21 protein-coding genes and 1 pseudogene are annotated in these 21,786 nt (G+C 57.9%); all 22 read left to right on the top strand.

Annotated features, from left to right (window positions below; translation table 11 throughout):
* Window positions 1–10: 10 nt before the first annotated feature.
* Window positions 11–520 carry a DUF3304 domain-containing protein gene (locus V1599_RS19255; protein ID WP_395300658.1) on the top strand — a complete coding sequence of 170 codons (510 nt, stop codon included), beginning with the start codon at window positions 11–13 and terminating at the stop codon, window positions 518–520.
* A gap of 107 nt (window positions 521–627) precedes the next feature.
* Window positions 628–1,134 (top strand): DUF3304 domain-containing protein, encoded by a 507-nt coding sequence (locus V1599_RS19250; RefSeq protein ID WP_395300657.1) that lies wholly within the window; start codon window positions 628–630, stop codon window positions 1,132–1,134.
* A gap of 108 nt (window positions 1,135–1,242) precedes the next feature.
* Window positions 1,243–1,752 carry a DUF3304 domain-containing protein gene (locus V1599_RS19245; RefSeq protein ID WP_395300656.1) on the top strand — a complete coding sequence of 170 codons (510 nt, stop codon included), beginning with the start codon at window positions 1,243–1,245 and terminating at the stop codon, window positions 1,750–1,752.
* 107 nt (window positions 1,753–1,859) lie between these two features.
* Window positions 1,860–2,369, top strand: a complete 510-nt coding sequence (locus tag V1599_RS19240) for a DUF3304 domain-containing protein (protein ID WP_395300655.1) — start codon at window positions 1,860–1,862, stop codon at window positions 2,367–2,369.
* Between the two features lie 108 nt (window positions 2,370–2,477).
* Window positions 2,478–2,984: a DUF3304 domain-containing protein gene (locus V1599_RS19235; RefSeq protein ID WP_112013084.1), complete on the top strand. Its 507-nt coding sequence runs from the start codon at window positions 2,478–2,480 to the stop codon at window positions 2,982–2,984.
* A gap of 107 nt (window positions 2,985–3,091) precedes the next feature.
* Window positions 3,092–3,598, top strand: a complete 507-nt coding sequence (locus V1599_RS19230) for a DUF3304 domain-containing protein (RefSeq protein WP_112013083.1) — start codon at window positions 3,092–3,094, stop codon at window positions 3,596–3,598.
* Window positions 3,599–3,707: 109 nt separating this feature from the next.
* Window positions 3,708–4,217, top strand: coding sequence for a DUF3304 domain-containing protein (locus V1599_RS19225; protein WP_112013082.1), 510 nt, complete (start codon window positions 3,708–3,710; stop codon window positions 4,215–4,217).
* Window positions 4,205–6,667: a DUF2235 domain-containing protein gene (locus tag V1599_RS19220; RefSeq protein WP_112013081.1), complete on the top strand. Its 2,463-nt coding sequence runs from the start codon at window positions 4,205–4,207 to the stop codon at window positions 6,665–6,667. Before V1599_RS19225 ends, V1599_RS19220 begins: the two co-directional genes overlap by 13 nt.
* Before the next feature lie 18 nt (window positions 6,668–6,685).
* Entirely contained in the window at window positions 6,686–6,943 is a 258-nt protein-coding gene (locus V1599_RS19215; RefSeq protein WP_112013080.1) for a PAAR domain-containing protein, read from the top strand.
* Window positions 6,940–8,079, top strand: coding sequence for a hypothetical protein (locus V1599_RS19210; RefSeq protein ID WP_112013079.1), 1,140 nt, complete (start codon window positions 6,940–6,942; stop codon window positions 8,077–8,079). The genes V1599_RS19215 and V1599_RS19210 overlap by 4 nt, the downstream gene beginning before the upstream one ends.
* A pseudogene (locus V1599_RS19205) lies at window positions 8,063–11,500 on the top strand (ImcF-related family protein). The gene V1599_RS19210 and the pseudogene V1599_RS19205 overlap by 17 nt, the downstream one beginning before the upstream one ends.
* Window positions 11,500–13,095 (top strand): type VI secretion system protein TssA, encoded by a 1,596-nt coding sequence (gene tssA, locus V1599_RS19200; protein WP_112013077.1) that lies wholly within the window; start codon window positions 11,500–11,502, stop codon window positions 13,093–13,095. Before V1599_RS19205 ends, tssA begins: the two are co-directional and overlap by 1 nt.
* Before the next feature lie 45 nt (window positions 13,096–13,140).
* Entirely contained in the window at window positions 13,141–13,824 is a 684-nt protein-coding gene (locus tag V1599_RS19195; protein ID WP_395300654.1) for a CDP-alcohol phosphatidyltransferase family protein, read from the top strand.
* Window positions 13,817–14,470, top strand: a complete 654-nt coding sequence (locus V1599_RS19190) for a 1-acyl-sn-glycerol-3-phosphate acyltransferase (protein WP_112013075.1) — start codon at window positions 13,817–13,819, stop codon at window positions 14,468–14,470. The genes V1599_RS19195 and V1599_RS19190 overlap by 8 nt, the downstream gene beginning before the upstream one ends.
* The gene (locus V1599_RS19185; protein ID WP_395300653.1) at window positions 14,467–15,402 is read left to right on the top strand and encodes a phosphatidate cytidylyltransferase; all 936 of its coding nucleotides are present in this window, start codon (window positions 14,467–14,469) and stop codon (window positions 15,400–15,402) included. The genes V1599_RS19190 and V1599_RS19185 overlap by 4 nt, the downstream gene beginning before the upstream one ends.
* 35 nt (window positions 15,403–15,437) lie before the next feature.
* Window positions 15,438–17,192 carry a type VI secretion system baseplate subunit TssF gene (tssF, locus tag V1599_RS19180; RefSeq protein WP_395300652.1) on the top strand — a complete coding sequence of 585 codons (1,755 nt, stop codon included), beginning with the start codon at window positions 15,438–15,440 and terminating at the stop codon, window positions 17,190–17,192.
* On the top strand, window positions 17,156–18,241 hold the full coding sequence (tssG, locus tag V1599_RS19175; protein ID WP_112013072.1) for a type VI secretion system baseplate subunit TssG: 1,086 nt from the start codon (window positions 17,156–17,158) through the stop codon (window positions 18,239–18,241). The genes tssF and tssG overlap by 37 nt, the downstream gene beginning before the upstream one ends.
* A complete protein-coding gene (gene tssJ, locus V1599_RS19170; RefSeq protein ID WP_395300651.1) occupies window positions 18,219–18,764 on the top strand; it encodes a type VI secretion system lipoprotein TssJ in 546 nt (181 codons plus the stop codon). The genes tssG and tssJ overlap by 23 nt, the downstream gene beginning before the upstream one ends.
* Window positions 18,764–19,219, top strand: coding sequence for a type VI secretion system baseplate subunit TssE (gene tssE, locus V1599_RS19165; RefSeq protein WP_112013070.1), 456 nt, complete (start codon window positions 18,764–18,766; stop codon window positions 19,217–19,219). Before tssJ ends, tssE begins: the two co-directional genes overlap by 1 nt.
* Before the next feature lie 23 nt (window positions 19,220–19,242).
* A complete protein-coding gene (locus V1599_RS19160; protein WP_395300650.1) occupies window positions 19,243–20,568 on the top strand; it encodes a VasL domain-containing protein in 1,326 nt (441 codons plus the stop codon).
* A 39-nt stretch (window positions 20,569–20,607) separates the two neighbouring features.
* Window positions 20,608–21,096 carry a hypothetical protein gene (locus V1599_RS19155; RefSeq protein WP_112013068.1) on the top strand — a complete coding sequence of 163 codons (489 nt, stop codon included), beginning with the start codon at window positions 20,608–20,610 and terminating at the stop codon, window positions 21,094–21,096.
* Window positions 21,097–21,358: 262 nt separating this feature from the next.
* A complete protein-coding gene (locus tag V1599_RS19150) occupies window positions 21,359–21,586 on the top strand; it encodes a DUF1272 domain-containing protein (protein ID WP_395300649.1) in 228 nt (75 codons plus the stop codon).
* Window positions 21,587–21,786: the final 200 nt, after the last annotated feature.

Genomic DNA, 21,786 nt, shown 5'->3' with positions numbered 1-21,786 from the left:
GGAATGCAAAATGAAAAAAGGACATTACGTTGCGGCAGTGGGCGCGTTATTTTTGACGACGATTTGTCAGACAGCTCTGGCCGGAACGATAGAGGCGGTCAACCACACCAAATGGGCAATCAACCATTTCAGTGTCGATGGGCAGTCGGGGATTGATGCCATTGGACCTTATCAGGGAGGGGGCGGTGGCTGCTGCTACAGTGTTCCTGAGAAATGGAGTTCAGGTATGAACGCTCGAGTGAAATGGGAAAGAGGTGAAGCGTCTACTAAAGGTTTTCCCGGCTTTGCGAACACCGCCAAATATTTGGCTTGGGAAAAAAAGATGAGTGCTAATAACGTCGAACTCAGCAAGGTAGTGCCGATTCCGGACTATACGGGGCAGGAGACCTGCGGGATCACGGTTCATTTTTTACCCTGCGATGAGATAAAAGTGACAACGAGCTGCCTGACCTACAACAACCCAAATCACCCCGTCAAAGAGCCGCTTAAGATGGTGGAGCCGAAGATCTGTCCGAAGTGATTACCACCCTGCGTTTATTATTCCTCTGTAATGCTTAGTCATGCCAGCCGGAAGGATATAGCTAAGCAAGATGTACGTTATCTGTTTATTCATTAAGGGAATGAAATATGAAAAAAGGAATTTACGTTGCGGCAGGCGCGTTATTTCTGGCGACGACTTGCCAGACAGCTCTGGCCGGAACGATAGAGGCGGTCAACCACACCAAATGGGCGATCAACCATTTCAGCGTTGATGGGCAGTCGGGGATTGACATTATCGGGCCATACCAGGGGGGCGGTGGCGGCTGCTGCTACAGCGTACCCTCTAAGTGGAAACCGGGAATGACGGTCAGGGTTGAATGGGAAACTGGAGCCGGAAATATGGAAGGGTTTCCTGGGTTTGCAGATAGGGAAAAATACAATCTTTGGCGTACCAAAATGAAAGCTAAAACTCGCGAACATAGTGCAATTGTACCCATGCCTGATTATACGGGGCAGGAAACCTGCGGGATTACGGTGCATTTTTTATCCTGCGATGAGGTGAAAGTGACGACAAGCTGTGCAAACTATGGTCGACCGGGCTACCCGATCAAGGAGCCGATTAGAATGGCGGAGCCGAAAGTCTGTACGAAATGATTACCACCCTGCGTTTATTATTCCTCTGCGATGCTTAGCCATGCCAGCCCGGAAGGATATAGCTAAGCAAGATGTACGTTATCTGTTTATTCATTAAGGGAATGAAAAATGAAAAAAGGAATTTACGTTGCGGCAGTAGGCGCGTTATTTCTGGCGACGACTTGCCAGACAGCTCTGGCCGGAACGATAGAGGCGGTCAACCACACCAAATGGGCGATCAACCATTTCAGCGTTGATGGGCAGTCGGGGATTGATATTATCGGGCCATATCAGGGGGGCGGTGGCGGCTGCTGCTACCGCGTGCCTTCTAAGTGGAAACCGGGAATGACGGTCAGAGTCGACTGGGAAACAGGTGTGGGGGGATCGAAAGGTTTTCCTGGTTTTGCTGATTGGGAAAATTACAAAGCATGGGAAAAAAAGATGAAGGCTCAAAATAAACAACACAGCAAAATAGTACCAGTGCCGGACTATACGGGACAGGAGACCTGCGGGATCACGGTCCATTTTTTACCCTGCGATGAGATAAAAGTGACAACGAGCTGCCTGACATACAACAACCCCAATCACCCCATTAAAGAGCCGCGAAAGATGGTGGAGCCGAAGGTCTGTCCGAAGTGATTACCACCCTGCGTTTATTATTCCTCTGTAATGCTTAGTCATGCCAGCCGGAAGGATATAGCTAAGCAAGATGTACGTTATCTGTTTATTCATTAATGGAATGAAAAATGAAAAAAGGAATTTACGTTGCGGCAGTAGGCGCGTTATTTCTGGCGACGACTTGTCAGACAGCTCTGGCCGGAACGATAGAGGCGATCAACCACACCAAATGGGCGATCAACCATTTCAGCGTTGATGGGCAGTCGGGGATTGATATTATCGGGCCATACCAGGGAGGCGGTGGGGGCTGTTGCTACAGCGTGCCTTCTCAGTGGCATCCGGGAATGACGGTCAGGGTTGACTGGGAAACAGGTGTGGGAGATATGGACGGATTTCCCGGTTTTGACAAATGGACTGAGTATCTGGCATGGGAAAAAAAGATGAAGGCTCAAAATAAGCAGCACAGCAAGATAGTGCCAGTGCCGGACTATACGGGGCAGGAAACCTGCGGGATCACGGTGCATTTTATGCCCTGCGATGAGATAAAAGTGACAACGAGCTGCCTGACCTACAACAACCCAAATCATCCCGTTAAAGAGCCGATTAAGATGGTGGAGCCGAAAGTCTGTACGAAATAATTATCACCCTGTGTTTATTATTCCTCTGCAATGCTTAGCCATGCCAGCCCGGAAGGATATAGCTAAGCAAGATGTACGTTATCTGTTTATTCATTAAGGGAATGAAATATGAAAAAAGGAATTTACGTTGCGGCAGGCGCGTTATTTCTGGCGACGACTTGCCAGACAGCTCTGGCCGGAACGATAGAGGCGGTCAACCACACCAAATGGGCGATAAATCATTTCAGCGTCGATGGGCAGTCGGGGATTGACATTATCGGGCCTTATCAGGGAGGCGGTGGCGGCTGCTGCTACAGCGTGCCTTCTAAGTGGGAACCGGGAATGACGGTCAGGATTGACTGGGAAACGGGGGCTGGCGATACAGAAGGATTCCCGGGTTTTGACAAATGGGATGAATATCTAAAATGGAAAAAAAAGATGAAGGCCCAGAATAAGCAGCACAGCAAAATCGTGCCTGTTCCAGACTATACGGGTCAAGAGACCTGCGGGATCACGGTGCATTTTTTACCCTGTGATGAGGTAAAAGTGACAACGAGCTGCCTGACGTACAACAACCCCAATCACCCTATTAAAGAGCCGATTAAGATGGCGGAGCCGGAAGTCTGTCCGAAATGATTATCACCTTGTGTTTAATATTCCTCTGCAATGCTTAGCCATGCCAGCCGGAAGGATATAGCTAAGCAAGATGAACGTTATCTGTTTATTCATTAAGGGAATGAAATATGAAAAAAGGAATTTACGTTGCGGCAGGCGCGTTATTTCTGACGACGACTTGCCAGACAGCTCTGGCCGGAACGATAGAGGCGATCAACCACACCAAATGGGCAATCAACCATTTCAGCGTCGATGGGCAGTCTGGGATTGACATTATCGGGCCGTATCAGGGCGGTGGTGGCGGCTGCTGCTACAGCGTGCCTTCTCAGTGGCATCCAGGAATGACGGTCAGAGTGGATTGGGAAACGGGTGCCGGAGATATGGATGGTTTTCCTGGGTTTGGAGATGATGCTAAATACCTGACATGGGAAAAAAAGATGCAGACCCAGAATAAGCAGCACAGCAAAATCGTGCCGGTTCCAGATTATACCGGGCAGGAAACCTGCGGGATCACGGTTCATTTTTTACCCTGTGATGAGGTAAAAGTGACAACGAGCTGCCTGACGTACAACAACCCCAATCACCCTATTAAAGAGCCGATTAAGATGGCGGAGCCGGAAGTCTGTCCGAAATGATTATCACCTTGTGTTTAATATTCCTCTGCAATGCTTAGCCATGCCTGCCCGGAAGGGCATAGCTAAGCAAGATGCACCTTATCTGTTTCATTCACTAAAGGAATGCAAAATGAAAATACGACATTACCTTGCGGTTCTGGGCACGTTATTTTTGGCAACCCTCAGTCAGGCATCTCAAGCCGGAACCATTGAGGCGGTCAACCACACCAAATGGGCAATCAACCATTTCAGCGTCGATGGGCAGTCGGGAATTGACATTATCGGGCCATACCAGGGGGGCGGTGGTGGCTGCTGCTACAGCGTACCCTCTAAGTGGAAACCGGGAATGACGGTCAGGGTTGACTGGGAAAGCGGGGAGGCGTCTACAGATGATTTTCCAGGATATGAAGATAGGGCTAAATATTTAGCGTGGGAAAAGAAAATTGATAAAAGTAATAGAAATCACAGCAAGATTGTACCTGTACCAGATTATACCGGACAGGAGACCTGCGGGATCACGGTCCATTTTTTACCCTGTGATGAGATAAAAGTGACAACGAGCTGCCTGACATACAACAATCCAAATCACCCCATTAAAGAGCCGATTAAGATGGTGGAGCCAAAAGTATGTCCGAAATGATTACCGATCTGGCCTGGTATCCACCCCCTTTTCCGGCACAGGGACGTCTTCCTACCCATACGGCGTTGATTGGCGAAAACTGCGCTAAGCAGGATAGTCACGAGCTGGACTACCGACAGCAGCTGTGCGAGGCCGCCAACCGCCGCGTAGAGCCGCCATGCTGTAAGACCCTGCATATCAGCCTGTTTTTTGATGGCACCGGGAATAATTTAAACAACGATCTGTTTGTGGCGCGGCAGGAGAAGCAGATTCCCCACCCAACCAATATCGCCCGCCTGTTTCGCGCCACCATCGGGCAGGGGGCTGCCGGTGGACTAGGCATGAATAGCGCTGAGCTGTTTGATGCAAGCGGCAGTGGAGAGGATAAATACTATAAGTATTATCTTCCCGGCGTCGGCACCCCTTTTCCTGAGGTAATGGATCTGGACTTCAGCATGATGGGGCTGGCGGCGGCAACGCATGGTGAAGACCGCATTAACTGGGGTCTATTGCGGCTGATTGATGCCCTGAAGCGGACGTTAACCAATAGTATGCTGTCCGAAAGCGACTGTTGGGACGCGCTTGAAAAGATGGCTACCTCACTGCCATCGTTTGGATTAACCGGAAGCGCAAATCGCTACGAAACCTTTCAGAGCCTGCTGAAAGATATGTCTACAAAGTTGCAACAGGTGTTGAACCCTACGGGCCCCGACAAACCGAAGCTGCTGGGCATCAAGCTCTACGTGTACGGCTTTTCTCGCGGTGCCGCGGCGGCCAGGACGTTTGTGAACTGGCTGAGCGAGCTGCTGCCAAAGCCCGAGGAAGGAAAGGATAAGCCCGAACAGTGCCTGGCCGTTGGCGAGCTGAAAATCCCGTTAAGCGTCGAGTTTCTCGGCATCATCGATACGGTTGCTTCTGTAGGCGTAGCGCATATTGCCCCGGTTGCTGAGGGGCATATGGGGTGGGCGGACGGCACCCAGGAACTGCCCAAGGAGGAAATCTACGGTGGGCTGATTAAGCACTGCGTTCATCTGGTCTCGTCTCATGAACAGCGCCTGTGCTTCCCGATGGACTCAATCCGCCGTGCGAACGGGCACTATCCTACTAATAGTGTGGAGGTGGTTTATCCAGGGATGCATTCGGATTTGGGGGGCGGGTATCCGCCAGGAGATCAGGGAAAGGCGAATGGACATGGAGACAGTTTGTTACTATCACAAATAGTTTTGCATGATATTTACTCTTCAGCTTTTGCAGCTGGTGCACCATTTAAAGTTTTAAAATCTTCATTACCAGACGATCTAAAACACCACCAATGGCGTATTTTGGATGCCGCTCAAATCAAAGAATTTGATATTGATACTATATTAATCAACCGCTTCAACGCCTGGCGAGAAATCACTCTTGGCGAAAAAACGCCCCTTGAGCCCATTTCCCCGGAGCAGGCCGCAAAATACGATCCACCGCGCGCGCCTGTGAGCCTGGAGAAAGCCCTTGAGAATCAGCAGGGTTGGATAACCGCCTGGCGTATTAATCGCTATGCTGGCGGTACGTACAAAACCCAGCGCTTTTACGTCGATTCAGCGGCAAACGGGCTGGATAAAGACAGCGACCCTATCGTCAGACAAGAGTCTGAAGCCGCTCGAGATGAGAAGCAAAAGGCTATTGAAGCCGAACGTCGTAAAATCAAAGACGACAAAGGCTATACCAGGGGCTATATAGAGCTTCCTCAGGGCCCGAAAGATTTTGACGCCGCCCTTGGGCAGACGCAGCTTCGTCAGGCCGCCGAGGAGTTCAGGGAGGATTATCACGATATCTCCCGAACCGGAACGGGTAACTGGCTGTTTAACGCGTTAGACGTAATGAGTAACGCTGTTTTTCTTCTGAATAATGACGATGAATACGGCGAGTGGCTGAGAATCAAAACGGCAGGTGAAACCCGTCTAAAAGTGCTCTTCCCGGATGCCGGAGAGGCAAGCAATGCTAACCTGCCGGGCGGGCTGGTGCGGGCGCTGTTCGACGATCAGGTCCACGATTCCCGCGCATGGTTTATGCATAACGCCTTTGGTGCCCGCGAGCCGTGGGGCAGCTACTTCCTTTACCGGATGATCTATTTTGGCAGCCGAAGCAGCAAGCCGATGACGCCGCTGATGATTGCTGGCGCGGTCGTGGGGGCGGCAACCCTCGTCGGCGGCGCGGCCATTATCATCAAACAAAAGAGCCTGAAGGGAAAACTGGCGGGGCTTGCCGGCACGGCGGGCGCGGTCTATCTGGAAACCCAGGCTATCGATCTGCTTTCCGGCAAACCTCTGCCGATGCTGCCAAATGCTGCACTTTTGCAGGCCCCAACGATGGAGCCGGGCGCGGTAGTTGCCCGGCAGAGTCAGGAGGTCAATGAACAGCGGCTGGCGCTGGCGAAATCGGTGGTTGAATCCAGCTGGGCAGAAAGGCTTCAGTCGACGATTACGGCGTAGGCCAGGGAAGGGAACAAAATGAAACAGGTTATTCGCGAAGGCGATACGCTGCGGGAGTACGGCGGCAAGGTGCTGGGCGGGCACTATCTCTGCTTCGGCAAGGGTATCGCCTGCAAAGGGGATGCCGTGAAGTGCAATGAACACGGCATGACCGTCATCAGCGAAGGCAGCTCGCTTTCGCAAGTGGACGGCAAACCCATCGCCCTGCACGGGCACCGGTGCGCCTGCGGGTGTACGTTAGTCAGCTCTTTCCCCGACTGCGGGGTTGAGCTGTGAGGCCGCTGCCGGCCTATCCTCCTTACCGCTCTGCCCGAACCCCAAATAATAAACGCTGGTTGTCAGCTTGCGCGCTGCTGGTGCTGCTTGCCAGTGGCGGCATGGCAATGCTTCACCCTGCAGGCGCGAGCAGCGGAAGAGTGATTTGGGGGATGGTGGGCGCGGTAATGCTGACGGGAGGACTATGGCTTATACGTCAGCTTTACTACCGGCTATCGGTTCACAATGCCCAGCTTTATGAGCGACTGGTTGAACGGCAGCAGCAAGAGTGGTGGACGCGTCACCAGCGATTTTTTGCCCTCAGCGAATGGGTGCTGCTGGGCCCCGCCGGAGCCAACAGCGCAAACTGGCAGCGGCTGCTCAGACGAGAGCATCGTCCTCCAGAAGTAAAGAACGAAGCGAGCGGAAAGGCGCTGCGCGTCGTGATGACGATGATTGACCATGCTGAAGGGCGCGAGGCCCAGCTGGCAAAAATGCTGGTGCTGCAGTGGCAATTGCAGAGAGTCGATTCGCCGATTCCGCCCATCGCGCACTGCTACTGGCAGGGCTCGACCATCGCCTGGAAGGCATTCTGTGCACAAATGCAGGCGACTTTTCCCCAGGTCTTACTACCTGATAAACCACATGAGTGGCGCGGTGAGGAGAGCCTGTCGGCACTCGTTGAGGCGACCAGCTCGCTTTCTGGTGATGAAGCCATTCTGGTGGCGGGGTGCCACTCGGCGGTGGCCGCGTTTCATGCTGAGCTGCCTGCCGGTGAATCTGCCGCGCTGTGGCTGGTGGGGCAAAATGGCCCGGTCTGCATGACCCGGGGTGAGTTTTACGATAGCGCGGACGCGGAGACATTAGCGGACGTGTGTGAACGAGCAGAGCGGCAAAGCGAGCTTGAAGAGCCGCCACAGGCCTGCATGCTGTTCTCGCATCCGGCGCTGCCTGCGTTGGCGCAAAGCGGCTGGAATGTGACCCACCATTTACAGGATCTCAACTGGGGCGATCCTGGTGAAATGGAACTGCTGATCGTCCTGACCCTGGCCGCTATTTCTGCCAATTACTCTAAAGAACCCTGCGGCTGGATAGCCAAAGACACTCTACACACTCTCGCATTTGGGATCGTTAAACCATATGGTCAAGGAAAATAAACCCGCTGAAATTTCTGTTTTTCCGACAGCGGTGTTGTTCATTGCCATCGTGACGCTGATTGTATTATTCGGCGGGCTGGCCTGGTGGTACTGGGGTGAGGATCTCACCACCGACTGGACCGTGCTTCGCCAGCTCGCGATGGTCTGTTTTATCATCTGGAGCGCGTTGCTCAGCGTGCTGGTGCTGAGCGTGATCGCCTATCGTTTAGTTATTCGCGATAAGGTGGTGCGAGACTCTTCTTCTGGCACGGCGAAGAAGAAGAAAACAGCGCTCCTGCCGCTAAAAGATGCCCTCAGCAGCCACCTACGCCGCCGTTACAGCTGGCGCTGGCGCAGTAAGGTCCGCCTGCTGCTGGTGACCGGCGACGACGCCGCGATCGAACAGCTGGTACCCGGCCTAAAGCAGCAGCAGTGGCTTGAAGGCAACCGCACGGTGCTTATCTACGGCGGCAGCCTCAGCGCTGAACCGGATGAGGCGGTATTCACGGCCCTGCGCAGATTGCGCCGCGGTCGCCCGCTTGATGGCATTGTTCGCGTTGTGCCGCATTCGCTGGACCTTACGTCTGAGGTGAGCGATGACGATTTGCGCGGGCTGGAGAAAAGGGGGGCGCTGCTGCATTACCAGGCGCCGGTCTGGCTGTGGCATCTGTGCGACAGCGCCTGGCCGCAGGACGGACGAATCGGGCAGTCGGTGTGTGCCTTATTCCCCCTTCGTGCAAATCAGGACGACATCAGCCGCCAGTTGGAAAGCCTGCTTCCTCAGCTGACCCGGCAGGGCGTGAGTCAGGCAGTCGTCAACAGCCGGTATGACTTCATGTTGCGGCTGGGCCAGGAGCTTCGCGACGGCGGCATCAGCCGCTGGGCGCAGCGGCTGTTGCCGTGGCTCTATGAAAGCCAGCAGTCGGTGCCGCTGCGCGGGCTTGTGTTTAGCCAGGTAGAAAGCCCCGACGTAGAGGCTAAACCGCATGCTGCAAAAGATCCCGGCAGCGCGGTGCCACAAAGCCGATCCCATGCCCTGACGCTGCCTGAAACCTGGCAAGGCATCCTCACCGACTGTACCCGCATTCGCGGCCGTCGGGTTGGCATGGCCTGGGAGCAGACGCTGGCGTGGGTCATCATGGCGGTACTCGGCGTCTGGGGCGCCGGGCTGCTGCTCTCCTTCGCGCTGAACTACAGCCAGATTTCCTCGGTTGCCGACAAGGCCCGCACCCTGGTCGATCACCCTTCGGTATCGGACTACCAGCTGACGGCGCTCCACGATCTGCGTAACGACGCAGGCCGCCTACAGCACCGTATCCAGCACGGCGCGCCGTGGTACCAGCGCTTTGGCCTGGACCATAACCAGCAACTGCTAGCGGCCATGCTGCCGTGGTACGGCGTGGCAAACAGCCGCCTGATCCGCGATCCGGCTAATGCGGCGCTGATGCAGAAGCTGCACGCGCTGGCAAACTCGGCCCCCAACAGCGACCAGCGCGCGCAGCTGGCGAAACCGGGCTACGACCAGCTGAAGGCCTGGCTGATGATGGCCCATCCGGACAAGGTCGACGGCGCGTTTTACGCGCAGACGATGAAAACGGTACAGCCAACGCGGATGGGCATCTCCACTGCGCTGTGGCAAAGCCTGTCGCCCGACCTGTGGGCGTTTTATATCACCGGGCTTCCGGCGCAGCCGCAGTGGAAAATCACGCCGGACGCATCGCTCGTCGGCCAGAGCCGCCAGGTGCTGCTCCAGCAGATTGGGCGGCGCAATGCGGAAGGAACGCTCTACGAAAACATGCTCAAATCGGTACGCCGCAACTTTGCGGACGTCTCGCTGGAAGACATGACCAGCGGCACCGATGCTCGCCGCCTCTTCACCACCGATGAGACGGTGCCGGGCATGTTCACCCGCCAGGCATGGGAAGGGGGCATTCAGCAGGCGATTGAGAAAGCCGCGAAGTCCCGCCGGGACGAGATTGACTGGGTGCTGAGCGACAGCCGCAGGACCGTTTCTGCCGATCTCTCCCCGGAGGCGCTGAAGGCGCGCCTGACGCAGCGCTACTTCACGGACTTCGCCGGCAGCTGGCTGAACTTCCTCAACAGCCTGCAGTGGAATCCGGTGCAGAACATTGCCGACGTGACCGACCAGCTGACGCTGATGAGCGACGTGCGCCAGTCTCCGCTGATTGCCCTGATGAACACCCTGGCGTGGCAGGGGCAGACCGGAGAACAAGGTGAAGGTCTGTCCGACTCGATCATCAAGTCGGCAAAAGATCTGATCGGCAGTAAAGACAAGCCGGTAATCGATCAGCAGGCCGCCGGGCCGCAGGGGCCGCTGGATGAAACCTTCGGGCCGCTGCTGACCCTGATGGGGAAAAACAAAGCCAGCAGCGTGATGTCGGCGGATAACTCACTTAGCCTGCAAACGTATCTGACCCGCATCACCCGCGTGCGTCTGCGCCTGCAGCAGGTGGCGAGCGCGTCGGATCCGCAGGAGATGATGCAGACGCTGGCCCAGACCGTTTTCCAGGGCAAAAGCGTCGATCTGACCGATACCCAGCAGTACGGCAGCCTGGTGGCGGCAAGCCTCGGGGAGGAGTGGAGCGGGTTTGGCAACACGATGTTCGTGCAGCCGCTGACCTAGGCTTGGGAAACGGTATTGCAGCCGTCGGCGGCCAGCCTGAACGAACGCTGGAGCCGCTCGGTGGTGGCGAACTGGCGCACGGCGTTTGACGGGCGCTTCCCGTTTGCCGACAGCAAGAGCGATGCGTCACTGCCGATGCTGGCCGAGTTTATCCGCAAGGACAGCGGCCGCATTGACCGCTTCCTCACCACGGAGCTGAGCGGCGTGCTGCACAAGGAGGGCAGCCAGTGGGTGCCGGACAACGCGCACAGCCAGGGCCTGACGTTCAATCCCGCCTTCCTGAAGGCCGTGAACCAGCTGAGCCAGCTGTCGGACATCCTCTTTACCGACGGCAGCCAGGGGATCACCTTCGAGCTGCAGGCGCGTCCGGCGCCTCAGGTGGTAGAAACGCAGCTGACCGTTGACGGGCAGAAGCTGCACTACTTCAACCAGATGTCGGACTGGCAGTCCTTCCGCTGGCCAGGCGAGACCTACAAGCCGGGCACCATGCTGACCTGGACCTCCACCAGCGCGGGCGCGCGCCTGTTCGGAGACTACACCGGCACGTGGGGCTTTATTCGCTGGCTGGAGCAGGGCAAGCGTCAGCAGCTCGACCGCAGCCAGTGGATGATGAGCTTTACCGCCCCGGATGGCCGCACCCTGCAGTGGGTGCTGCGTTCACAGCTGGGCAGCGGTCCGCTTGCGCTGCTGGGGATGCGTAACTTTAGCCTGCCGGACAACATATTCACCGTGGATGCCTCTGCCGCCGCGCAGGCGCTGGCCGCCACGGATATTACCCCCATGGATGAGATGGAATAATGGCCGCATTACAGAATGTTATCCACGCCTGCGGCGTGGATGAAAATACCCTCCTGAATCAGGCCCGGGCGCGCTGCGCCGACTGGGAGCGCTGGCTGGTGCCCGTGCAGGAAAATCAGCCTACGGGCGACGATCCGGGCTATGACGATGACTTTCAGCAAATCCGTGAAGAGGTTAACAAGCTCTCCGGCATTGATACCGCGCTGATTTGCGAGCTGGCAGAAAAGCTGTTGACCACCACCTGCAAGGATTTGAGGGTGGCCGGTTTTTACGCGTGGGCGCGCCTGCATCAGGACGGCGAGGCCGGGCTGGCGCAGGGCGTTGAGCTGCTGGCGGCAATGCTGGTGCGGTTCGGCAACGATCTGCATCCCCTGCGCGCCCGCAGCCGCAAATCGGCCCTGGAGTGGCTGGGCAGCAGCCGCATGCTCGACAGCCTATCTCTCTATCCTGAGGTAGATATGTCGCTCATGCAGCGCATTGCAGGCGCGCTGCTGCTGGCGGAGCAGGCGTTTGAGACGCTTGATGAGGCGTCCCGCCCGGAGCTGGGCGGGCTGTATCTGGCCCTGGATAACCGGCTGATTCAGAGCGGCGGCGCGAACTCGATGGTGCCGCAAACCAGCCGCGAAGAGAGCGCGACGTCGCCCTCGGCGGCATCTTCCGCGCCGATAATGAATGCGGTGACGTCGGGGCGGGATCTGCTCGACCAGGCCAAGGTGCTGGCGAAATACCTGCGCGACCAGCCCGGCGGCTGGCTGGCGGGGCATCATCTGCTCAAAAGCGTCCGCTGGGACACGCTGACGGAACTGCCCCCGCTGGACGCCGCGGGGCGCACTCGCCTGGTTCCGCCTAAGCCCGACAACAAGGCGCATCTTAAGCGCCTGTATCTGCAGAAAAGCTGGTCTGAGCTGCTTGAGCACACCGACACGCTGCTGGCGCAGGGCGTTAACCACCTGTGGCTGGACGTGCAGTGGTACGCCTGGCAGGCGCTGGTCAAGCTGGACGCCGACAGCGTGCGCGCCGACATCATCTGTCGCGACCTCAAGGGGCTACTGGCCCGCCTTCCGGGTCTCGAAGCGCTGGCCTTCAACGACGGCACGCCGTTTGCCGACGAGGTGACGCTGGCCTGGATCAACGAAAGCGTGCTGGACGACATCTCCGGCTGGCAGGATAAGCCGGTTTCAGCCGCGGCCGCGGGCAGCGATGACGTGCTGGCCCTTGAGCCTGAGGTGCTGGCGAAAGCCGACAGCGAGGGCATTGAGGCCGCGCTCGGCTGGCTTCAGGGGCAGCCGGGCTACGCCACGCCCCGCGACCGGTGGCTAATGCGCCTGCTTATGGCGCGGGTGAGCGAACAGTACGGTAAAAACGACATGGCGCTGCATTTGCTGCGCGAGCTCGACGACAGCGCCCGCTCGCTGACGCTTGAGCAGTGGACGCCGGAGCTGATGTTTGAGGTTAAGGCCCGCAGCCTCAAGCTGCTGCGCGGCCGGGCCGCTCGCGGTGAGGTCGATAAAACGCGGCTGCAGGCCGACATGGATACGCTCCTTTCCGGCCTTATCGCGCTGGATCCTGCGCGTGCGGCGGTGCTGTGCGGGTAACCCCTCCTTAATACCAAAACTACAATCTTTAACGAGAATGGAATCATGGCTGTAAATACAAACGATCGTCGCCCCATCACGACGCGGGATAAAACCTGGGCCAAGCACAGCGCGCTGTGGCTAAAAAACAAAGGCGTTACGCCGAATCAGATTTCGCTGGCAAGTACGGGATGCGCGCTGCTTTCAGGTCTCTGCTTTTTGTTCGCCTTTAACTTCTCCTCGCTCATCATCCGGGATGGCCTATTGCTGCTGGGCGCGGCGCTGATTCAGGGCAGGCTCATCTGCAACCTGCTTGACGGCATGGTGGCCGTGGAGGGCGGGCTGGCAACGCCCGCCGGGCCTGTCTACAACGAATTGCCGGACAGGGTGTCCGACACGCTGATTCTGGTGGGCGTGGGCTATGGCCTGAGCGCGATCCCCTTCGCCGGCACGCTCGGCTGGATAGCGGCGCTGCTGGCGCTGATGACCGCGTACCTGCGCCTGCTGGGCGGAACCTGCGGCTTACGTCAGCATTTCCTCGGGCCGATGGCCAAACAGCACCGGATGGCGCTCCTCTGCGGCGGCGCGCTGCTGGCGCTTTTCCTGCCCGCGGCCTACGGCCAAAGGCTGCTGTTTCTGTGCCTGATGGTAATCAGCATTGGGGCGCTTTTCACCTGCTGGCGGCGCGGGAAACGCATTCTGGACGAGCTGCACCTTAACGCGGTGACGCAGGAGGCCGCGGATGAATAACGTACCAGAGACAACCCTGAGCAGCCGCCTGGTGAGCGGGTGCCTGATTCGGATATGCCGGCTGCTTACCGGCGTGCGTGCGCGCTGGCTCGCGCCGGTGCCCGACAGCGCATCGGTCAGAATTTACTACGCCAACCACTCCAGCCATCTTGACGGCATTGTGATTTGGGCCAGCATGCCCGCTCGGCTGCGGCCTACCGTTCGCCCCGTGGCGGCGGCGGATTACTGGGAGGCTTCGCCGCTGCGCCGCTACATCGCCCGACGCATTTTTAACGCGGTGCTGATTAAGCGTCGGCCTTCCGCGGAGGAGGGGAGTCAGCCAAATAACGCGCTTGAGCTGATGAGCGAGGCCCTGAACCACGCACAGTCGCTGATTATTTTTCCCGAGGGGACGCGGGGAAACGGTGAAGATATCTCCGCATTTAAGAGCGGCCTCTGGCATCTGGCGCGAATGAATCCCGGCGCTCAGCTGGTGCCTGTCTACCTTGAAAACCTCAACCGCGTTCTGCCGAAAGGCTCTCGTCTGGTGGTGCCGGTTTTATGCTCCGCGACCTTTGGCGAGGCGATCTCTCCCCCGCAGGACGGTGAAGAAAAACAGGCATTTTTACAACGCGCCAGGGAAGCGCTGGAGGAACTTAAGTCATGAATTTTCAGGATCACGCCCTGATCGCGCTGCTGGTCGGCCTCTTTGGCCTCCTGCTTTTTGCCAGCATTACGGGCTTCATTATTGAAAAAGCCAAAGGCCGAACGCCGGTCATTATTAACCTCAACGCCCGCATCCGCGCCTGGTGGGTGATGTGCCTGCTCTCCGTGGCGGCGATGCTGTGCGGCCCGGTTGGCTCAACGCTGCTGTTCGCGATGATGTCGCTGCTGGCCTTAAGAGAGTGCATCACGCTGACGCCTACGCATCGCGGCGATCACGAGGCGCTGTTCTGGTGCTTCTTTATTCTCCTGCCGCTGCAGTACGTGCTGGTGGGGATACAGTGGTACGGCACCTTTGCCATTTTTATTCCGGTCTTCGCCTTTTTATTCATTCCAACCCGCATGGCGCTGTCCGGGGATTCAAAAAACTTTCTCGAACGCAGCGCCAAAATCCAGTGGAGCATGATGATTGCCGTGTACTGCATTAGCTATGCGCCGGCCCTGCTGATGCTCCCCATTCCGGGCTATGAGCATCAGAACATTAAGCTGCTGCTGTTCCTGATGATCGTCGTACAAATCTCAGACGTGCTGCAGTACGTCTTTGGCAAGCTGATGGGCAAACGCCCCATTGCGCCTCGGCTGAGCCCGAACAAAACCGTTGAAGGGTTTGTGGGCGGCATCGGCACGGCGACGCTGGTGGGAACGCTGCTCTGGTGGGTCACCCCCTTCGCGCCCTGGCAGGCCGCGCTGATTTCACTGGCGATCACGCTGCTCGGCTTTGCCGGCGGGCTGTGCATGTCTGCAATTAAGCGCGACCGCGGCGTGAAGGATTTTGGCGCCACGATCGAAGGCCACGGCGGCATGATGGACAGAATTGATTCCCTGTGCTTCGCCGCACCCGTTTTTTTCCATATCGTTCGGTTTTGGTTTACCTGAACCGCGACAAACCCTAAGCCTCGCACAGAGAAATTATGGACGACTTAACCCTGCGTTATTACGACGCCGAAATGCGCTACCTGCTTGAGGCGGGCGAAGAGTTTGCCCGCGCGCATCCCGAGCAGGCGGCGATGCTTAACCTGGATAAAGCGGGCGCGCGCGACCCGTACGTAGAACGGCTGTTTGAAGGCTTTGCCTTCATGATGGGGCGGCTTCGCGAAAAGCTTGATGACGATCTTCCCGAGCTGACGGAAGGGCTGGTCAGCCTGCTGTGGCCGCACTACCTGCGCACCATTCCGTCGATGTCCATCGTGGAGTTCACCCCGGACTGGCGCGGAATGAAAGAGCCGATGCGCATTGCGAAAAGCTTTGAGGTGCTCTCGCGCCCGCTCGGCGAAAAGGGGACGCGCTGTCGCTACACCACGACGAAAGCGATCGACCTGCAGCCGCTGGCGCTGGAGCAGGCGCGTCTTACCACCGATCCCGATGGGCGCTCGGTGGTGACGCTGCGCTTCACCTGCAGCGAGCTGGCAGACTGGAGCCGCGTCGATCTCAGCAGCATTCCGCTGTACTTCAACGCCGACGCGCCGCTGGCCTGCGCCATGCACGAAGCCTTTACCATGAACACGGCGCGGATGTGGCTGCGCCTCCCCGGCGATCGGGACAGGCGCCCGCTTGACGGCCGCTTTACCGCGCTGGGCTTTGGTGACGACGATACCCTGTGGCCAAAGGGCAGCAGCAGCTTCAGCGGCTACCAGCTCCTGCTGGAATATTTCACCTTTCGCGAGAAATTCATGTTTACCGCGCTGCGCGGCCTGGAGGCGAGCAGGCTCCCGGCGCAGCTGCCGTGGTTTGAAATTGACGTGGTGCTGTCGACGCGCTGGGAGCATGACTTCACCTTTACCGAAAAAAACTTACGCCTTAACTGCGTCCCGGTGATTAACCTGTTCCCGCTGGAGTCCGACCCGCTCACCCTGAACTCGCTGCAGACCGAGTATCTGCTGCGGCCGATGCGCGTGCAGGACGGGCACACGGAAATTTATGCCGTGGAATCGGTGATGTCGTCCAGCCAGCACGTCTACGTGCCGTTTTCCAGCTTCCGCCACAAGGGCGGGATGATGCGGCACGACGCGCCGGAATATTACTACCACACCCGCGTGCGCCGCGGCCCGTCGGGGCTGCACAATACCTGGCTGATCCTGGGCGGTGAAGCCTTTGACAACCATACGGTGCCGGAGGATGAAAGCCTCTCTCTGACGCTAACGGGCACCAACGGCCAGCTGCCGCGCCGCGCGCTGCAAAGCACGATGCTGGACACCGTGATGAAAACCACGTCCGCCAGCATTGCCGTGCGCAACCTCTGTGCGCCAACGCTGCCCTGCTATCCCCCGGCCCGGGATCGCTTCCACTGGCGCGTGTTGAGCCACCTTGGCAGCGGCTTCCTCTCGATGATGGACAACGCCGAGGTGCTGCGCGGCACGCTGGCGCTGTATGAGTGGACCGACAGCGAGATGAACCGCCGCCGCCTGGAGGCCATCATCGACGTGAAGCACAGCGAAACGGAGCGTTTCGAGCAGGGGTATCTGGTGCGCGGCGTGCAGATTGAGGTGACGCTCGATAGCCACGGCTTCGCCGGACGAGGGGACATCTGTCTGTTTGGCGAAATGCTGAGCCGATTTTTTGCCCTTTATACCGATATCTATCTGTTTAACCGACTGATTATCATCCTGCAACCCACCGGAGAACGCCTTGAATGGGAAGAGAAACACAGCCGTCGCATTCCCGGCTGACCCCGCGGCTGGAAGCCGACCTGCATCGGATCAACTTTTACCGCTTTTGCCAGCTGCTTGAAAAGGGCCGGCCCGGTAAGGCCCTGCTAGGCGCGACCAGCCATCCCGCTGACGATCCGGTCCGCTTTTGCCCGCACCCCGGCATGGGTTTTCCCGCCAGCGAGCTTAAGGCGGTGGAGTACGATGAAGAGGATGACGGCAGGCCGCCCGTTGTTCGCACCACCTTTATGGGCATGTACGGCGTCGACTCGCCTCTGCCGACGGCGTATCTGGATGACATCACCCAGCGCCGGGAAGGGCACGAAGCGCTGCAGGGCTTTCTGGATATTTTCAGCCACCGCATTTTGACGCAGTTTTATCGCATATGGCGCAAATACTCCTACCCGGCCTCGTTCGAACCCGGCGGTTCGGACACGATTTCGCAGTCTCTGCTGGGGCTGGTGGGGCTGGGCATTCCCGGCACCGCCGAGCATATCGCCACGCCGGTCTCGCGCTTTCTGGCGCTGCTCGGCGTGCTTCGCCAGCCCGGCAAAACGCAGGAGGGCATGCAGGCGCTGGTTAGCCTGCTGGCGCCGAACACCCGCGTGAACGTCAGTCCTTACTGCCTGCGACCGATAGAGATCCGCCAGCCGCTGGGTTTTTATGCCGATGCGGACTTTATGCTCGACGGCAATACGCCGCTCGGCGACGAGGCGATGGACGCCAGCAGCCAGCTGCTGATCGCGCTATCGACGGACGATGAACGGGAAGCGCAGGGCTGGAAGCCGGATGGCCTGCTGTATCAGGATTTTCTGGTGATGCTGCGCGTCTATCTGGGCTGGCGGTTTAAGGCGCGCATCACGCTCACGGCCCCCACTCCTCTGCTGACCGCCCCTCCGCTGGGGGAGGGGGCGTTCTGGCTGGGCATGAACGGCGTGCTGGGCGCGGAAAAGGAACCGCTTTCAGACGATATCCCGCCAACCTTTACCACAGAGCTGGGCTACTACACGGGCCTGGAGCCTGCTATTACACAACAAGGAAATCGACGTGTTACGTACAAGTTTGACTAAAACCTCCCGCTGGCTGCTGCCCGTGCTGGCGTTTAGCCTGGCGGGGTGCGGGCTGACGCAGAGCGTCACGGACGGTACAAAATCGGCCTTCACCTCTGTTTTTTATAAAAAAATTAAGACGCTGCATCTGGATTTTACCGCGCGCGAAGCGCTGAACACCGACGCGCGGGAAAACAACTCGCTGTCGGAGTCCGTTGTGCTGCGCGTGTATCAGCTCAAAGACCGCAAGTCGTTCGATAAATCTGTCTACCAGCAGCTGCTGAAGGATGACGATGCGGCGCTGAAGGGCGATCTCCTGGCGAGCCGGGACGTTATCGTGAAGCCGGGCGGAGATGCGACCCTCGATATGCCAATGGAGGCGGACGCGCAGTTTGTCGCCATCGTCGGGTTATTTCGCCATCCGGACATGGAGAACAACACCTGGAAAGTGGTGTTACAGCGTGAGGAGCTCGATCCGGACGACGCGCGCGTTCTCGAAGCCGGGAATAACCAGCTCACGCTACAGCCTGTTAAGGAAAAATGATGCCGCAGGGATATAACACGCCGTCGCTGTATGAAGTTCTGTATGGCAATTTTGCAGGCGGCCTTGAACTGAACCAGGTCAGCGAGGCGAATCAGGTGATTCTGTCCGTGCTGGACAACATGCAGCGCATCCTGAACTGTCGGGCGGGAACGCTGGCGCACCTGCCGGACTACGGTCTTCCGGACATGACCCGGATCCTTCAGGGCATGCCGGGTACGGCGCACCAGCTGATCACAACGCTTTCGGCGGTGCTGCTGAAGTACGAGCCGCGCCTGAGCAAAATCATGGTCGTGATGCTTGAACAGACCCAGCCCGGAGAGCTGCGCTACGCTATCGACGCCGAGCTTAAAGGCATCGGCCTCGTGCGCTACGGCACCGAGTTTATGCCGGAGGGACGGGTGCTCATCCGGCACATGAAACAGCAGCAGTATCTCGACGCCCGTTCTGCAATTTAGCGCCCACTCTGGCGGATATCATCATGACGACACAACCTGAACGTAGCCTGAAAACCGGCGGCGACCCGCGCACGCTTGCGGATTACGCGCGACTTCGCGATGAAATCAATAAACTCGCCCATCCGGCGCGCCCGGACGTGGACTGGAACTTAGCCGAGACGCTTTGCCTGTCGCTGTTTGAGCAAAACGGCGTTGAGCTGCAGACCGCGGCCTGGTATACGCTGGTCCGCACCCGGCTTGCGGGGCTGCATGGCCTGAATGAAGGGCTGGCCATTTTGTCTGCGCTGGTCTCCAGGCAGTGGGGCAGCGTCTGGCCCCAGCCGGTTCATGCGCGAATGGAGATCCTCAGCGCGCTCAGCAAACGCCTCCAGCAGCTCATGCGCATGCAGACCCTGGCGTACAGCGATCTGAGCCAGCTTTACCAGGCTGAAGAGCACCTGAAGGCGCTCGATGACGTTTTGCAGCGTCTGGAGCTGAAGCATGCAGGGCAGTTGGAGGCGCTGCGCACGCTGCTGCACAACGCGTCGGTGAGGCTGGAAAATAGCGCGCAGGACGCGCCGGACGGCGAGCACGGGATCGCGCTTCCTGCGGCAGCTGGCGGCCCGCCTGAAGGCGCGAAGTGGGTTTACGTAGCGCAGCCGGAGCCGCAGCCTAATATTGCCGTGCAGGAGTCGATGCCGCCGCCGGCAAAGCCCTGGAAGCCGTTCGCCGCAGGGATGCTGACCATGCTGGTGATTGCCGGTGCGTCAGCGTGGGGCTGGCAGTATCTGCATCAGCCCGATCCGCTGCGGGAGCAATTTTCCGCATCTATCTCCCCTCTGCCCGCGCCGCTTTCTATGGCGCAAATTCAGTCCGCTAAAGAGAACGCATTGCCAGCGGAGGAGGGGATTACCGAGACGCAAAGGCAGCTGGCGCGGCTCGCTCAGCTGAAGCCAGACTGGGCGATACGCTACGGCGACAGCCTGGTGCAGCAGGCCCAGGCCCTGTGGCCCGAGCAGGCAAAACCGCTTGCGCAGCAGTGGCAGCAGCAGGTGGCCGCACAGGCATTGCCGGAGGAAAACCTGAACGGCTGGCATCAGGGAATGGCGCAGCTTGAGCGGCTGGCTAACCGCCTGAACGCGCTGGACGAGCAGAAGGGGAAATACATTACCGTGAGCGAGCTGAAATCCACGGTGTTTACCACGATGCAGTCTTTTAACCGCGCGGTTCCGGCAGAAGAGCAGCTTCGCCAGCTGGCTATACTGCCTGACGAGAAGCCCTGGCCTGCGGGGCAGAAAAGCCAGCTTGAGCAGCACCTGAGGCAGTTAATGGTTCGCTATGCCCTGTTGGATCGGAAAACAGCGGACTAACGCAGTAGATTAAATATCACCATGACACAGGGAGGAAAAGTGTCGGCAAGAGAGCGTTTTTTTGAAAAAGTGAAGCAAAACCAGGATGCCGTTCCGCCAGGGAAAAATACCGTCGAAGCGGAAATTCAGACGTTCCGTTTAAGGATGGACGCTCTGGCGCAGCAGATTGACGAGTGGTTCGCGGGGTCCGGGATTGAGATCGTACAAACGGTCAAAAATATCCATGACATGAGCACCGTCGGCTATAGCCTCAGCAGCGGTATCTGTCGCTACGGCATCACTGCCATCCATTTGCAAAATGGAGAACGCAGCGTCAGCATTTCGCCGGAGAGGCTTTGCTGCGGCGCGGAAAGAGGCTACGTCACCCTGCGCGTGGTGGACGCCAGCGGAGCGCTAAGCGACCTTGTGTTCAATATGAGCATGGCGCCCGACGCTGGCTGGTACATATGGGGAGAGCATCAAATACCGGAAGCCAAAGTCCTTATGACGGAAGACGTGTTTTTCCGGGCGGTTGAGAGGCTAGCCTGACCTTCTGATGACGCGTCGATAACATAAGTCATTGGTCACAAAAAAGCCCGCAAGGTTTGCGCCCTGCGGGCTTTTTGCTGGGAGCCGAGCGTGCCTGCGTTCGTTTCCGGAAGCGAGCCTTGTGTCCAATCATTCACTCTCTTGATTTTTCCCGTCTGTAGACCATGCTCTTCTGAAATGCGCAAAGCATAATCACGTCATCCAGTGCCGAAGGCGAAAAAGGTAGATGGCCTTCATTGCCCCTTAACAATAGGAGTGTGGCATGCTTGAACTTCGTCCTAACTGCGAGCGCTGTGATACAGATTTGCCACCTGAATCAAAAGGGGCGTACATCTGTTCATTCGAATGCACGTTTTGCGTTGATTGCGTGACCCAACGGCTGAATGGCCAGTGTCCGAACTGCGGAGGGGAGCTGGTGCGGCGCCCCATCCACCCCGAAGCATCACTTCTGCGCTATCCAGCATCAGTTCAGCGTCACTATAAGCAGTAGACCTGCAAATTCTGCGCGTTCCTTGCTTATAAAGGCCCTGGCGATCCAGCTAGTTGTCCGCTATGCGCAAGAAGCGGAAGTGGAGGGCGTCCCGCATGTTCGCGAAGTTCACCAATCAGGGATAAAAATCTGTCTTAAGTTCTGATAAGCGCTAAGGTATTAATATAATGCCCTGAAATATCAGATTAAACTGCATTTCC

The organism is Enterobacter sp. ECC-175 (genome assembly GCF_043968675.1).
Lineage (GTDB): Bacteria > Pseudomonadota > Gammaproteobacteria > Enterobacterales > Enterobacteriaceae > Enterobacter.
This window is presented reverse-complemented; position numbering and strand designations above follow the sequence as displayed.

Coding starts and splice junctions, on each gene's coding strand:
- V1599_RS19160 (WP_395300650.1), top strand. CDS start 19,243: ATGACGACACAACCTGAACGTAGCCTGAAAACCGGCGGCGACCCGCGC.
- tssA (WP_112013077.1), top strand. CDS start 11,500: ATGGCCGCATTACAGAATGTTATCCACGCCTGCGGCGTGGATGAAAAT.
- V1599_RS19195 (WP_395300654.1), top strand. CDS start 13,141: ATGGCTGTAAATACAAACGATCGTCGCCCCATCACGACGCGGGATAAA.
- V1599_RS19150 (WP_395300649.1), top strand. CDS start 21,359: ATGCTTGAACTTCGTCCTAACTGCGAGCGCTGTGATACAGATTTGCCA.
- V1599_RS19190 (WP_112013075.1), top strand. CDS start 13,817: ATGAATAACGTACCAGAGACAACCCTGAGCAGCCGCCTGGTGAGCGGG.
- V1599_RS19230 (WP_112013083.1), top strand. CDS start 3,092: ATGAAAAAAGGAATTTACGTTGCGGCAGGCGCGTTATTTCTGACGACG.
- tssG (WP_112013072.1), top strand. CDS start 17,156: ATGGGAAGAGAAACACAGCCGTCGCATTCCCGGCTGACCCCGCGGCTG.
- V1599_RS19220 (WP_112013081.1), top strand. CDS start 4,205: ATGTCCGAAATGATTACCGATCTGGCCTGGTATCCACCCCCTTTTCCG.
- V1599_RS19225 (WP_112013082.1), top strand. CDS start 3,708: ATGAAAATACGACATTACCTTGCGGTTCTGGGCACGTTATTTTTGGCA.
- tssE (WP_112013070.1), top strand. CDS start 18,764: ATGCCGCAGGGATATAACACGCCGTCGCTGTATGAAGTTCTGTATGGC.
- V1599_RS19185 (WP_395300653.1), top strand. CDS start 14,467: ATGAATTTTCAGGATCACGCCCTGATCGCGCTGCTGGTCGGCCTCTTT.
- V1599_RS19215 (WP_112013080.1), top strand. CDS start 6,686: ATGAAACAGGTTATTCGCGAAGGCGATACGCTGCGGGAGTACGGCGGC.
- V1599_RS19255 (WP_395300658.1), top strand. CDS start 11: ATGAAAAAAGGACATTACGTTGCGGCAGTGGGCGCGTTATTTTTGACG.
- tssF (WP_395300652.1), top strand. CDS start 15,438: ATGGACGACTTAACCCTGCGTTATTACGACGCCGAAATGCGCTACCTG.
- V1599_RS19250 (WP_395300657.1), top strand. CDS start 628: ATGAAAAAAGGAATTTACGTTGCGGCAGGCGCGTTATTTCTGGCGACG.
- V1599_RS19235 (WP_112013084.1), top strand. CDS start 2,478: ATGAAAAAAGGAATTTACGTTGCGGCAGGCGCGTTATTTCTGGCGACG.
- V1599_RS19245 (WP_395300656.1), top strand. CDS start 1,243: ATGAAAAAAGGAATTTACGTTGCGGCAGTAGGCGCGTTATTTCTGGCG.
- V1599_RS19240 (WP_395300655.1), top strand. CDS start 1,860: ATGAAAAAAGGAATTTACGTTGCGGCAGTAGGCGCGTTATTTCTGGCG.